Genomic DNA, 13,555 nt, shown 5'->3' with positions numbered 1-13,555 from the left:
GTCGTTACTCCATCATCTTCTCAATTGGCAGCACCAGAATGGAGCTTGCGCCCAGCGCCTTCAGTTTTTCCATGGTTTCCCAGAACAGGGTTTCGCTGCTCACCATGTGCATCGCCACGCGCTGCTGGTCGCCCGCCAGCGGCAGAATGGTTGGACGCTCAGCGCCCGGCAGCAGGGCAATCACTTCCTCCAGACGCTCGGTTGGCGCATGCATCATGATGTATTTGGATTCACGCGCCTGAATCACGCCCTGAATGCGGGTCAGCAGTTTGTCGATGAGCTGCTGTTTGGCGTCGGCCATCTCGCCGTCGCGCTGGATAAGGCACGCTTTGGAGCGGTAGATCACCTCCACTTCGCGCAGGCCGTTCGCTTCGAGCGTGGCGCCGGTGGAGACGAGGTCACAGATGGCATCGGCCAGGCCCGCACGCGGCGCCACTTCAACAGAGCCATTCAGCAGACAGGATTTAAACTGCACGCCTTTTTGATCGAGGTAACGCTTCAGCAGGTGAGGGTAAGAGGTGGCGATACGTTTGCCGTTCAGCGCGGCCGGGCCGTCCCAGGCTTCATCGACCGGCGTGGCCAGCGACAGGCGGCAGCCGCCAAAGTCCAGACGACGCAGGGTAAAGTAACGCGGATCTTCGCCCTGCGCGCGGCGGGTTAACAACTCTTCTTCCAGTACGTTTTCGCCGATGATGCCGAGATCAACGACGCCATCCATCACCAGGCCCGGGATATCGTCATCACGTACGCGCAGAATGTCGATCGGCATATTTTCAGCCAGGGCGATCAGGCGCTGGGTGTGCAGGTTGATTTTAATCCCGCAGCGGGCCAGCAGTTCGCGTGAATCGTCGCTTAAACGGCCTGATTTTTGAATAGCTATGCGTAAACGTGAGTTATCTAACATTCTGTGTTCCTCGTTAACCTGTTTTAACCTGTCTGAATGCGGTCCAAAAAAAAGCCCCCGGAAGAAGATCTTCCGGGGGCTTTTTCATGCGTTCATGCACCACTGGAAGATCCAAACGTCTTCCAGCACACATCGCCTGAAAGACTAGTCAGGATGATGGTGATGATGGTGGTTTTTAAAAGGAACGCGTGTCATATAAATTCTCGTTGAATGCTTATGCATTTGATGTCTTTTAACCTAAACCAGTTGTACGCCATAAAGCAAGGGCTTTTTTTGATCATTAATTCATTTCATATTGATGGTATGAATTGTGCGTTCCACCAGGCTGGCGTAGCCTTATAACAGGCATCGTTAAGCGGAGAATGTAATGAAAAAGGTCGCGATTGTCGGGTTAGGATGGTTAGGAATGCCACTGGCGATGTCATTAGCCGCGAAAGGCTGGCAGGTGACAGGGAGTAAGACCACCCGAGATGGGGTTGAAGCGGCACGCATGTGCGGCATTGATGGTGTCGAGCTGCGTCTCGAACCCGAGCTTATCTGCGATACCGACGAGCTGGATGAACTGATGAATGTGGACGCGCTGGTCATTACCTTACCGGCGCGGCGCAGCGGCCCGGGCGAGACGTTTTACTTGCAGGCGGTGCAGGAGATTGTCGACAGCGCCCTGGCGCACCATATCCCGCGCATCATTTTCACCAGCTCCACCTCCGTCTATGGCGCTATCGACGGTACGGCGAAAGAAAACACCGAGCGCCGTCCGGTGACCGCCAGCGGCCGGGTGCTGAAAGAGCTGGAAGACTGGCTGCACAATCTGCCTGGCACGCAGGTGGATATCTTACGTCTGGCCGGGCTGGTGGGGCCGGGGCGTCATCCGGGGCGCTTCTTTGCCGGTAAATCCGCGCCGGATGGCCAGCACGGGGTTAATCTTGTGCACCTTGAGGATGTTATCGGCGCCATAGAACTGCTTTTACAGGCTCCGAAAGGGGGGCACATCTATAATATATGTGCGCCTTCGCATCCGCCGCGTAGTACCTTTTATCCGCTGATGGCGCGCCAGCTTGGCCTGGCGCCGCCGGTATTCAGTGATGCGCAGGGGGAGCGCAAAGGCAAAATTATTGATGGCAATCGTATTTGCCATGAACTGGGATTTGAGTATCAGTATCCCGATCCGCTGGTAATGCCCATGGAATAATTGCGCCGGCGGAGACAATCGCACACCGCAAGGGGGCGAAGATGAAACCGCTGCTGGATGTTCTTGTTATTCTGGATGCGCTGGAAAAAGAGGGGAGCTTTGCCGCCGCCTCGGCGAAGCTCTATAAAACCCCTTCGGCTCTGAGCTACACCGTGCAAAAGCTCGAGAGCGATCTTAATATCCAAATCCTTGACCGCACCGGGCATCGCGCGCGTTTCACCCGTACAGGGCAGATGCTGCTGGAAAAAGGGCGTGACGTGCTGCATACGGTTCGCGAGCTGGAAAAACAGGCCGTCAAACTTCATCAGGGCTGGGAAAATGAGCTGGTGATTGGGGTTGATGATACATTCCCTTTCTCCCTGCTTACCCCGCTTATTGAGGCGTTCTATCAGCGCCACAGCGTCACCCGGCTGGTTTTTATCAATGGCGTGCTGGGCGGTTCCTGGGAGGCCCTGACGCAGGGCAGGGCGGATATCATCGTTGGCGCGCTGCATGAGCCTCCCCAGTTGAGCGAATTTGGTTTTGCGCGGCTGGGTGTTCTGGAGCAGGTTTTTGCCGTTGCGCCTCATCACCCGCTGGCGAATGAACCGGAGCCGGTTACCCGACGCGTCATTAAAAACTATCGTGCCATTGTGGTTGGAGACAGTTCTCGCCCCGAGTGCGGCATTTCATCGCAGATGCTGGATGAGCAGGAGGCCATCACCGTTTTTGATTTTAAAACCAAGCTGGAGCTGCAAATAAGCGGCCTGGGGTGCGGTTACCTTCCCCGTTATTTAGCGCAGCGGTTTATTGACAGCGGAGCGCTGGTGGAAAAACAAGTTTTAGCGCAGAGCAGTAACGAATCGGTATGGGTGGGCTGGAATGAACAGACCGCCGGGCTTGCCAGCGCCTGGTGGCGAGACGAAATTTTAGCAAATAGTGCTATCGCGACAGTTTACACTCAGGCAGATGATGGTAAATCAACCAGTTAGAAAAATTATTTTATGGGCAGGTTTCTCAATGTATTGCCTTTTGTATCTTGAATAGGGCAAAATGCCGCCGCTGCAAACAAATAAATAATCGACGATATAAAAGGCGTCGGTTATTTTTTTTTGCATGTACGAAACGAAACTAAAAACCAAGAGGCCGGGCTTCGTACCGGATAGATACTTACTAAAATCCGACAGTTGTTGTCGCTGAGGAAGAAAGAAATGGGGCAATTTTTCGCTTACGTGGCGGTTATCACCGTAAAGGAGAATAACTATGTCGCATAACGCAACTCCAAACACCTCTCGCGTGGAATTACGTAAAACGCTTACGTTGATTCCGGTTGTCATGATGGGCCTTGCCTATATGCAACCGATGACGCTGTTCGATACATTCGGTATCGTTTCAGGCCTCACGGACGGTCATGTGCCGACGGCTTACGGCTTTGCACTGATTGCGATCCTCTTTACCGCGCTCAGCTACGGTAAACTGGTGCGCCGCTATCCGTCTGCCGGTTCCGCCTACACCTATGCCCAGAAATCCATCAGCCCGACGGTAGGCTTTATGGTGGGCTGGTCTTCGCTGCTCGACTATCTGTTCGCGCCGATGATCAACATTCTGCTGGCAAAAATTTATTTTGAAGCGCTGGTGCCATCGATTCCATCCTGGATGTTCGTCGTGGCGCTGGTGGCCTTTATGACGGCCTTCAACCTTCGCAGCATCAAGTCCGTTGCCAACTTTAACTCCGTTATCGTTGTGCTTCAGGTTGTACTGATTGCCGTGATCCTCGGCATGGTGATTTACGGTGTGTTCCACGGTGAAGGCGCGGGCACTCTGGCGAGCAACAAGCCGTTCTGGTCTGGTGATGCGCATGTGATCCCGATGATTACCGGGGCGACGATTCTGTGCTTCTCCTTTACCGGTTTTGATGGTATCAGCAACCTGTCTGAAGAAACGAAAGATGCAGAGCGCGTAATTCCGCGTGCAATCTTCCTGACGGCGCTGATTGGTGGCCTGATCTTTATTTTCTCGACCTATTTCCTCCAGCTGTACTTCCCGGATATCTCTCGCTTCAAAGATCCGGATGCTTCTCAGCCGGAAATTATGCTCTATGTGGCGGGTAAAGCGTTCCAGGTCGGCGCGCTGATCTTCTCCACCATCACCGTACTGGCGTCCGGTATGGCCGCGCATGCAGGCGTTGCGCGTCTGATGTACGTTATGGGCCGCGATGGCGTATTCCCGAAAAGCTTCTTCGGCTACGTGCATCCAACTTGGCGTACCCCGGCGATGAACATCATTCTGGTCGGTGCGATCGCGCTTCTGGCGATTAACTTTGACCTGGTGATGGCAACGGCGCTGATTAACTTTGGTGCGCTGGTGGCGTTTACCTTTGTTAACCTGTCGGTGATCTCTCAGTTCTGGATCCGTGAAAAGCGTAACAAGACGCTGAAAGACCACTTCCAGTATCTGTTCCTGCCGATGTGTGGTGCTATGACCGTGGGCGCGCTGTGGGTTAACCTGGAAGAGAGCTCAATGGTGCTTGGCCTGATTTGGGCAGGTATCGGCCTGGTTTACCTGGCCTGTGTGACGAAGAGCTTCCGCAACCCGGTTCCTCAGTACGAAGACGTCGCGTAAGACTGCGTCGGGTGGCGGCTACGTCTTACCCGACCTAAATACCCCGCAGGCCCGCGTAAGCGAAGCGCCATCGGGCAAAAAAAAAGCCGGAGACATCGCCTCCGGCTTTTTGGTACCCGCTATTCAGACAATCTCTTGCGCATACTGGAACAGCGCTTTCAGCAGCGCCTGCTTCTCAGCATTCCCTTCATACTGACCGTAAAGCATCTCCAGCTCCTGGGCGTAGCTATTAAGAAACTCCGGCGTAAACACGTTGCGCCGATGCTGTAACCAGCGCTCCTGCTCTGCTTCATCCAGCGTGCCGGGATAGTTGCGCGCGCGATAATTAAACATCAGCTTCTCAATGCGCTTATCTGCGAAGGTGATATCCAGCGCGGGCAGGTTACGCGGGTCGGTTTGCAGCACGATATTCATCGCCGCGCGATCGGCGTCGCTGAAGAAGCCGTTATAAAGCTGCGCATCCACATTCTCAGACGGCACGAACGGCTCTGCTTCGGCAAAAATGGCGACGACTTTCTCGCGCACCTGCGGGTTGTCGCGCAGCACTTTCAGGTTATCGAGGCAGTGCTGACGGTTAATCCCCAGCCGGTCGGCGTCTTCCGGGCGTAGCGTGTTGGCCTGCGCCAGCACCGGGCACTTATTAATGTGCACCAGTTTTACCGGTACGGCTGGCAGGTCACCCAGCGCCTCTTTCGGCGTATAGAGCCGTTCACGTAAGGTGTCGCTGTCGAGCTCAAGCAGCGGGGAGATATCTCCGGCGAGATCCACCATGATGACGGCGTTACGGTTGTCCGGATGCCAGGCAAGCGGCGCCACCCAGCTTGTATTCCCGCGCCACGCGCCGAACATCCCTGAAATATGCACCAGCGGTTTCATCTGCGGCACGTCAATCAGCGTCATCAGCTTTTGCTTGCTGCGATGGCTCAACAGATACTCAAACAGGCGCGGCTGCGCGGTTTTTACAAGTTTCGCCATAGCGATGGTCGCGTAAACGTCTGCCATCGCGTCGTGGGCATTGCTGTGCTCAATGCCGTTGGCCCGCGTCAGGTGCTCGAGCCTGAAGCTCGGCAAGCCGTCGTCGTTCTCCGGCCAGTTAATCCCCTCCGGGCGCAGCGCATAGCAGGCGCGCATGATATCCAGCAAATCCCAGCGTGAATTACGGTTCTGCCAGCTCCAGGCATACGGATCGTAGAAGTTGCGGTAGAAGATATTGCGCGTCACTTCATCGTCAAAACGGATATTGTTGTAACCCACCACGCAGGTATTGGGCACCGTGAACAGGTCGTGGATGCGACGGGCAAATTCTGCTTCGCTAACGCCTTTATCCCGCGCTTCCTGAGGCGTGATGCCCGTCACCATCACCGCGCCCGGCTGCGGCAGATAGTCATCGGCGGGCTTACAGTAAAACACCTCGGGTTCGCCGATGACGTTAAATTCGTCATCGGTACGGATAGCCGCAAACTGCGCCGGTCGGTCCAGCGCCGGATGGGTGCCAAAGGTTTCGTAATCGTGGAACAAAAAAGTCGGGCGCGCGGCAGAGTCAGACACCAGTAATCTCATCCTGTTAAAAGTTGACGTCTCTATGGTAAACGATTGGGGTGAGCAGTCCGAACAAAAAGCACCGTCAGGCAAGAAATTTGCGAGATTTGTTCCGAAAAAATCTGCGTGCTGTCACATTTTTTTGCAATTAAGGCAGGTAACGACATCAGAACTCCCGTAAAAAGGTCATCGATTTTTACTGACCTGAGGATATACCGTTGAAACGCCGTCTGTTTATTGCTGTTTCTTTACTCGCTTCGAGTATTTCATCCGCGCGGGCTGCCGAGCCGCTGGATTTTTCACCTCAGCCGCCTGCCATCCAGGCTGGCTCCTGGGTATTGATGGATTACACCACGGGTCAAATCTTAACGGCGGGCAACGAACATCAGCAGCGCAATCCGGCGAGCCTGACCAAACTGATGACGGGGTACGTTGTCGATCGCGCCATTGATAGCCACCGCATCAGCCCCGATGACATTGTGACGGTCGGACGTGACGCCTGGGCAAAAGGCAATCCGGTCTTTGACGGTTCGTCGCTGATGTTTCTGAAGGAGGGCGATCGGGTTTCCGTGCGCGATCTCAGCCGCGGCCTGATTGTTGATTCCGGCAATGATGCCTGCGTGGCGCTGGCGGATCACGTGGCGGGCGGTCAGCCGCAGTTCGTCAGGATGATGAATGACTATGTTGAAAAACTGAACCTGCGCGATACCCACTTCGAAACCGTACACGGGCTGGATGCACCGGGTCAGCACAGCTCCGCTTACGATCTTGCCGTGCTTTCACGGGCCATCATTCACGGCGAGCCTGAGTTCTACCACATGTACAGCGAGAAGAGCCTGACCTGGAACGGCATCACCCAGCAGAACCGCAACGGCCTGCTGTGGGATAAGACCATGAACGTGGATGGTCTGAAAACGGGACACACCTCGGGCGCGGGCTTTAACCTGATTGCCTCCGCGGTGGACGGTCAGCGTCGACTGATTGCGGTGGTGATGGGGGCAGACAGCCCGAAAGGACGTGAAGATCAGGCGCGCAAGCTGCTGCACTGGGGACAGCAAAATTTTGATACGGTGCAGATCCTGCATAACGGTAAAAAAGTGGGAACCGAGCGCATCTGGTACGGCGATGAAGAGCAGATCGCGCTGGGCACGGATCAGGACTTCTGGCTGGCATTACCCAAATCGGAAGTGCCGAACATCAAGGCGAAATACGTGATGGATAAAAAAGAGCTGGAAGCGCCGATCGCAGCGCATCAGCGGGTAGGGGAGATCCAGCTGTACGATCGTGACAAGGTGGTCGCGCACTGGCCATTGGTTACGCTGGAAAGCGTTGAAAAGGGTGGACTTTTCTCCCGTCTTGGCGATTATCTGCATCATAAACTCTAACCTTTTCGGGCAGACTGGCAGTGTTGCGAGTCTGCTCACATAATAAACACTCCTGGTTTGCCGATAATCTCGATTCTGCTTTACAGTGTATATATATACAGTAATAAACGGAGGCAGCATGGACTACAGCATCAGGCAGCAACAGAAACGTACGATTGCAGGCTTTCATCTCGTGGGGCCGTGGGAAAAGACGGTCAAGCAGGGGTTTGAACAGCTGGTCATGTGGGTAGATGGTCGTCATATTCAGCCGCAGGAGTGGGTGGCCGTTTATTATGACAATCCGGATGACGTGCCGGCAGAAAAGCTCCGCTGCGTTACCGCCGTAACGGTAGTAGACGATTTCACTATTCCTGAAAACAGCGAAGGGGTGATGATGACCGAAATTGCTGCCGGAGAGTATGCTATTGCTGCCGCGCGCGTCGAAAATCATGATTTCGCCACGCCGTGGTATCAGTTCTTCAACTCCCTTCTGGAAGACAGCAAATTCCAGATTGCAGCAAAACCCTGCTTCGAACGCTATCTGAACGATGGCAATGCTGACGGCTACTGGGATATTGAGATGTTTGTACCGGTAGAGCACAAAGTGGGATAATCCTGCGAAACGCAGGGTTTTTCAGCCGGGCGCGATCCACCCGGCTGAAAACACAGTACAATTGTGGTTTGCCGTAGAGCTGGAGACGGGTGTGCGCCCCGACAAGTCATTAACCCCTTTTGAAATTCGGTTATACAAACATTATCGCGTGGTGCACGGTTGCCGCATTGCGCTGGCGTTTGTGTTGACCTTCGTACTGGTTCGTTTGCTGGATATCCCGGAAGGGACGTGGCCGCTAATCACGCTGGTGGTGGTGATGGGGCCGATCTCATTCTGGGGGAACGTGGTCCCTCGCGCTTTCGAACGCATAGGCGGTACCGTTTTAGGCTCAGCTCTTGGGCTTATCGCCCTGAAACTGGAGCTGATCTCGTTTCCGTTCATGTTGCTGTGGTGCGCGGTGGCGATGTTTCTTTGCGGATGGCTGGCCCTTGGCAAGAAACCGTATCAGGCGCTGCTGATTGGCATTACGCTCGCGGTTGTGGTCGGCGCACCGGCGGGCGATATGACCACCGCATTGTGGCGAAGCGGGGACGTGATCCTCGGCTCGTTGCTCGCCATGCTGTTTACCGGCATCTGGCCGCAGCGCGCCTTCCTGCACTGGCGCATTCAGATGGCAAACTACGTCACGGCATTTAACCGGGTCTACCAGGCCGGGTTTTCGCCGAATCTGATTGAGCGTCCGCGGCTGGAAAAGCATCTGCAAAAAATCCTCAATGATGTGGTCAAAATGCGCGGGTTAATTACGCCAGCAAGCAAAGAAACCCATATCCAGAAAGCCATCTTTGAAGCTATTCAGACGGTCAGCCGTAATCTGGTCTGTATGCTTGAACTGCAAATCAATGCCCACTGGGCCTCACGCCCCAGCCATCTTCTGATGCTCAACGCGCATACGCTGAAAGAGACGCAGCAGATGACGCAACAAACCCTGCTGACCATCGCTCATGCGCTCTATGAAGGTAACCCGCAGCCGATACGGGCGAACAGCGAGCGGCTGAACGAAATCGTCGCCGAGCTCAAACAGCTGATGAATGAGCGCCAGGGCGACAATGTGGCGGAAACGCCCATCCATGGTTATGTCTGGCTGAGTATGGAGCTGGCGCGGCAGCTGGAGTTGTTATCGCAGCTGATTTGCCGGGCTCTGCGCAAATAAAAAGCGTATGTGATGCCTGCTGCTTCGATTCAGCAACAATTAGGGTTATGATGGTTTTAAACGATATACTCATTGTCATTCGCAGCCGCTGTCTGTTAAAACGGTTGCTTTAACGAATCCGAATCTCACATTATCAGGGGTGTAAAAATGGAAACTACCAAGCCTTCGTTCCAGGATGTTCTGGAGTTCGTCCGCCTGTTCCGCCGCAAAAACAAGCTACAGCGCGAAATCCAGGACGTAGAGAAGAAGATCCGTGACAACCAGAAACGTGTCCTGCTGCTGGACAACCTGAGCGACTACATCAAGCCAGGTATGAGCGTTGAAGCTATTCAGGGCATCATCGCCAGCATGAAGAGCGATTATGAAGATCGCGTTGATGACTACATCATCAAAAACGCTGAGCTGTCCAAAGAGCGTCGCGACATCTCCAAGAAGCTGAAAGTGATGGGCGAAATCAAAAACGTCGACGCGAAAGGCGAGTAATCGCACACTCTGTTGCCCGGTGGCGCTGCGCTTACCGGGCCTACAGGACTGTTATCACGTAGGTCGGGTAAGGCGAAGCCGCCACCCGAAAATTTTACCGAACGCAAAAAAGCAAAAAGCCTGCTCTAAAAGCAGGCTTTTTAAATTTGGCTCCTCTGACTGGACTCGAACCAGTGACATACGGATTAACAGTCCGCCGTTCTACCGACTGAACTACAGAGGAATCGTTGTGGAGGCTTATCTTAGCGGCGAAAAAACTTTTGTCAAACCTGATCTCAGGCAAAAGCGTTTGTTTGATGATTCTGTCGTCATTTTGTTGTAAATCCAAACATAATTTTATGGAAAATACTTTGCAGGATACGCATTTCTGCCCCATCATTTGAAATGGAGTTTCAACTTTCTCGCTAAGGTCCATTTTGAACGTCACCGCACCCCTACGCCAGGCGATTATGCGCACGCCCTGGTATGCAAAACGTAAGAGTTATCGAGTTCTCTTCTGGCGTGAAATCACCCCCCTTGCTGTGCCTATTTTCCTGGAGAATACCTGCGTCCTGTTGATGGGCGTGCTGAGCACATTCCTGGTGAGCTGGCTCGGTAAAGAAGCTATGGCCGGGGTAGGGCTGGCGGATAGTTTCAATATGGTGGTGATGTCCTTCTTTGCCGCTATCGATCTCGGTACGACGGTGGTGGTGGCGTTTAGCCTGGGTAAGCTCGATCCGAAGCGTGCCCGCGAAGCGGCCAGACAGTCGCTGATGATCATGACCCTCTTTTCGATCATCCTTGCGGCGGTTATCCATTATTACGGCAAAGAAATTATCGACTTTGTCGCGGGAGAAGCGACCAGTGAGGTGAAGGATCTGGCTCTCACCTACCTGGAAATGACGGTGCTGAGTTATCCGGCGGCTGCCATCGCGCTGATTGGTAGCGGTGCGCTTCGTGGAGCAGGGAATACCAAAATCCCGCTGCTGATCAACGGCGGCATGAACATCCTGAACATCATTATCAGCAGCGTTTTGATTTATGGCGTCTTTTCCTGGGAGGGGCTGGGCTTTGTCGGCGCGGGTTTAGGACTGACCATTTCCCGCTATATTGGTGCGGCGGCGATAATCGGCGTACTGATGGCGGGAATTACGCCATCGCTGCGCCTGACGCTGAAAAGTTATTTCCGTCCGCTTAACTTCGCCATTATCTGGGAAGTGATGGGGATCGGGATTCCGGCCAGCATCGAATCCGTGTTGTTTAACGGCGGGAAACTGCTGACGCAGATGTTTGTTGCCGGGATGGGAACAGACGTCATCGCCGGCAACTTTATTGCCTTCTCCATTGCCTCACTCATTAACCTGCCGGGAAACGCGCTGGGGTCGGCGTCGACGATCATCACCGGCAGACGTCTCGGAAAGGGGCAGATAGGGCAGGCGGAACGGCAGCTTCGGCATGTCTTCTGGCTTTCAACCATTGGACTGACGGCGATTGCGTGGGGAACTGCGCCTTTTGCCGGGCTGATGGCCTCGTTCTATACGCATGAAAATGACGTGAAAGAGGTCGTGAAGGTGCTCATTTGGCTCAACGCGGCGTTTATGCCAATCTGGGCCGCGTCCTGGGTACTTCCTGCCGGGCTGAAAGGGGCGCGCGATGCCCGGTTTGCGATGTGGGTCTCCATGCTCGGCATGTGGGGCTGTCGCGTCGTGGCGGGCTACACGCTGGGGGTAATGTTAGGTATGGGCGTTGTCGGCGTCTGGCTGGGGATGTTCCTTGACTGGGCCGTGCGCGGCGCGCTGTTCTACTGGCGCATGGTGAGCGGGCGCTGGCTGTGGAAATATCCGCGAAAAAAACCGGAGCAGGAGGTTTCGGAAACGGCAAGTGCCTGACAAATGTGCGAAGTGGAGAATAAATCGGCAAACGATTGAAAATCTGCATTCACCCTTTGACATCCTCAGGGCGCATCGATAATATGCGCCCCGTTCACACGATTCCTCTGTAGTTCAGTCGGTAGAACGGCGGACTGTTAATCCGTATGTCACTGGTTCGAGTCCAGTCAGAGGAGCCAAATTTAAAAAAGCCTGCTTTTAAAGCAGGCTTTTTGCTTTTCTGCGTTCGGTAAAATTGTCGGGTGGCGGCTTCGCCTTACCCGACCTACGAAATCCCAGGCCGGGTGAGTGGTGTGCGTGATGTGTCCTTGTTATCAGCGGAACGGTGGCTCATTGAAGGTGCGCAGCTTGCGGGAATGCAGTTTGTCGCCCTCTGCACGCAGTAAATCGATGGCGCGAATACCAATCTGAAGGTGCTCTGAGATCGCCCCTTCGTAAAAACGGTTCGCCTGGCCCGGCAGTTTGATCTCGCCGTGCAGCGGTTTATCGGACACGCACAGCAGCGTGCCGTAAGGGACGCGGAAGCGGTAGCCCTGCGCGGCAATGGTGGCGCTTTCCATATCGATTGCGACCGCACGGCTGAGATTGAAACGCAGGGCGGAGGCGGAATAGCGCAGCTCCCAGTTACGATCGTCGGTGGTAACGACCGTACCGGTACGCAGGCGCTGTTTCACCTCTTCACCCGGCATGCCGCTCACCTCTTTGGTGGCGTCGTACAGAGCGCGCTGCACTTCCGCGATACTCGGGATAGGAATATCCGGCGGCAGAACCGCGTCAAGAACATGGTCGTCACGCAGATAAGCGTGGGCGAGGACGTAATCGCCAATCAGCTGGCTTTCACGCAGGCCGCCGCAGTGGCCGATCATCAGCCAGACGTCCGGGCGCAGTACCGCCAGATGGTCGCAGATGGTTTTCGCATTCGACGGGCCAACGCCGATGTTAATCAGCGTAATGCCCTGACCGTCGGCGGTGATCAGGTGCCAGGCGGGCATCTGGTGCTTTTTCCACGCCAGGTCGGAGATGGCCTCTTCCGGTGCTTCGGTTTCGGCGGTGATCCAGATCCCGCCCGCGCAGGAGAGGGCGACGTAAGGACTGTCCGGATCGAGGATCTGGCTACAGCCCCAGCGAACAAATTCGTCTACATAGCGGGTGTAGTTGGTAAACAGCACGAACGGCTGGAAATGTTCGGCTGGCGTGCCGGTGTAGTGGCGCAGGCGTGCCAGCGAGAAATCGACACGGCGGGCATCAAAGTGCGACAGGGGTGAAAACTCTGCCGGGTGATAGATCCCGTCCGCCGTCTCATCGCCAATCTGCGACAGTTCAGTGGTCGGGAAATGACGGGTCAGCCCTGCGCTCATGGAGCGATCCAGCGTCAGCGCTGAGCCGTCTATCACGTACGGGTAAGGGATCTCGTGCAGGGACGGCTCAACGCTGATATGCGCGCCGTAATCCTGATACAGCAGGGTAAGCTGCTCTTCCAGGTAGGGGCGGAACAGCGCAGGTCGCGTGATGGTTGTGCTGTAACAGCCGGAGTGGGTGAAACGCGCATAGGCGCGGGTTTTCGGATTGCTGCTGGCGCTACCGTCCCAGGTGACAGAGAGCGATGGATAAACAAAAAGGCCCTGGGTTCTGGCCTTTTCATCGGGAAGTTTCCCTGTTTCGATATAGTCACTGATGGCGCTGCGCAGTGCATTGACGGACTGTTCATACAGCGCGTCGAGTTTTTCCAGCGCCTGAGCCGGGGTCAGGCTGGAGCCCTTATTATTCATGTCTGTCTCCTTGTTCCACAGGTGTGCGGCTATACCCGATAGTATGTCACACGCCTGTGAAACAAAAGTGAG

13 protein-coding genes, 2 tRNA genes and 1 other annotated feature are annotated in these 13,555 nt (G+C 54.8%); of the genes, 10 read left to right on the top strand and 5 right to left on the bottom strand.

Features of this window, described 5'->3' with window-relative positions; genetic code table 11:
- Positions 1–4: 4 nt before the first annotated feature.
- Together hisG and hisL are read right to left on the bottom strand one after the other, a co-directional pair.
- On the bottom strand, positions 5–904 hold the full coding sequence (gene hisG, locus SK47_RS13840; RefSeq protein WP_003859492.1) for an ATP phosphoribosyltransferase: 900 nt from the start codon (positions 902–904) through the stop codon (positions 5–7).
- A 45-nt stretch (positions 905–949) separates the two neighbouring features.
- Positions 950–1,073 (bottom strand) — a sequence feature (His leader region).
- A complete protein-coding gene (hisL, locus tag SK47_RS23980) occupies positions 1,049–1,099 on the bottom strand; it encodes a his operon leader peptide (protein ID WP_099516347.1) in 51 nt (16 codons plus the stop codon). It overlaps the preceding feature by 25 nt.
- Before the next feature lie 172 nt (positions 1,100–1,271).
- On the opposite strand from hisL, the gene SK47_RS13835 reads away from it, so the two are divergent.
- From SK47_RS13835 to plaP, 4 genes are all read left to right on the top strand, one after another.
- Positions 1,272–2,096: an SDR family oxidoreductase gene (locus SK47_RS13835; protein WP_003859494.1), complete on the top strand. Its 825-nt coding sequence runs from the start codon at positions 1,272–1,274 to the stop codon at positions 2,094–2,096.
- Positions 2,097–2,137: 41 nt separating this feature from the next.
- A complete protein-coding gene (locus SK47_RS13830) occupies positions 2,138–3,067 on the top strand; it encodes a LysR substrate-binding domain-containing protein (protein ID WP_003859497.1) in 930 nt (309 codons plus the stop codon).
- A gap of 219 nt (positions 3,068–3,286) precedes the next feature.
- Positions 3,287–3,349, top strand: coding sequence for a membrane protein YoeI (gene yoeI / locus SK47_RS23975; RefSeq protein WP_099458931.1), 63 nt, complete (start codon positions 3,287–3,289; stop codon positions 3,347–3,349).
- Complete coding sequence (plaP, locus tag SK47_RS13825; RefSeq protein WP_048244517.1) at positions 3,339–4,697, top strand: putrescine/proton symporter PlaP; 1,359 nt, start codon at positions 3,339–3,341, stop codon at positions 4,695–4,697. Before yoeI ends, plaP begins: the two co-directional genes overlap by 11 nt.
- 123 nt (positions 4,698–4,820) lie before the next feature.
- On the opposite strand, the gene sbcB is transcribed toward plaP, so the two are convergent.
- Positions 4,821–6,257 carry an exodeoxyribonuclease I gene (gene sbcB / locus SK47_RS13820; RefSeq protein ID WP_015572402.1) on the bottom strand — a complete coding sequence of 479 codons (1,437 nt, stop codon included), beginning with the start codon at positions 6,255–6,257 and terminating at the stop codon, positions 4,821–4,823.
- A gap of 191 nt (positions 6,258–6,448) precedes the next feature.
- Between sbcB and dacD the strand changes: the two genes are divergently transcribed.
- From dacD to SK47_RS13800, 4 genes are all read left to right on the top strand, one after another.
- On the top strand, positions 6,449–7,621 hold the full coding sequence (dacD, locus tag SK47_RS13815; protein ID WP_156172561.1) for a serine-type D-Ala-D-Ala carboxypeptidase DacD: 1,173 nt from the start codon (positions 6,449–6,451) through the stop codon (positions 7,619–7,621).
- A 118-nt stretch (positions 7,622–7,739) separates the two neighbouring features.
- Positions 7,740–8,213 carry a DNA gyrase inhibitor SbmC gene (gene sbmC / locus SK47_RS13810; RefSeq protein ID WP_023314443.1) on the top strand — a complete coding sequence of 158 codons (474 nt, stop codon included), beginning with the start codon at positions 7,740–7,742 and terminating at the stop codon, positions 8,211–8,213.
- 91 nt (positions 8,214–8,304) lie between these two features.
- Positions 8,305–9,363, top strand: a complete 1,059-nt coding sequence (locus SK47_RS13805; RefSeq protein WP_003859506.1) for an FUSC family protein — start codon at positions 8,305–8,307, stop codon at positions 9,361–9,363.
- Between the two features lie 147 nt (positions 9,364–9,510).
- Positions 9,511–9,846, top strand: coding sequence for a DUF496 family protein (locus SK47_RS13800; RefSeq protein ID WP_000450410.1), 336 nt, complete (start codon positions 9,511–9,513; stop codon positions 9,844–9,846).
- A 147-nt stretch (positions 9,847–9,993) separates the two neighbouring features.
- Here the strand turns inward: SK47_RS13800 and SK47_RS13795 are convergent.
- Positions 9,994–10,069 (bottom strand) — tRNA-Asn (locus SK47_RS13795).
- A gap of 226 nt (positions 10,070–10,295) precedes the next feature.
- On the opposite strand from SK47_RS13795, the gene emmdR reads away from it, so the two are divergent.
- Together emmdR and SK47_RS13785 are read left to right on the top strand one after the other, a co-directional pair.
- Positions 10,296–11,714, top strand: a complete 1,419-nt coding sequence (gene emmdR / locus SK47_RS13790; protein ID WP_023324934.1) for a multidrug efflux MATE transporter EmmdR — start codon at positions 10,296–10,298, stop codon at positions 11,712–11,714.
- A 103-nt stretch (positions 11,715–11,817) separates the two neighbouring features.
- A tRNA-Asn gene (locus tag SK47_RS13785) sits at positions 11,818–11,893 on the top strand.
- 135 nt (positions 11,894–12,028) lie between these two features.
- On the opposite strand, the gene SK47_RS13780 is transcribed toward SK47_RS13785, so the two are convergent.
- Complete coding sequence (locus SK47_RS13780; RefSeq protein ID WP_023324933.1) at positions 12,029–13,483, bottom strand: AMP nucleosidase; 1,455 nt, start codon at positions 13,481–13,483, stop codon at positions 12,029–12,031.
- Positions 13,484–13,555 lie beyond the last annotated feature (72 nt).

This window comes from Enterobacter sp. BWH52, assembly GCF_001037565.1.
GTDB classification, from domain to species: domain Bacteria; phylum Pseudomonadota; class Gammaproteobacteria; order Enterobacterales; family Enterobacteriaceae; genus Enterobacter; species Enterobacter hormaechei_C.
The sequence above is the reverse complement of the archived record's forward strand: the minus strand, read 5'-3'. Positions and strand labels throughout refer to the sequence as shown.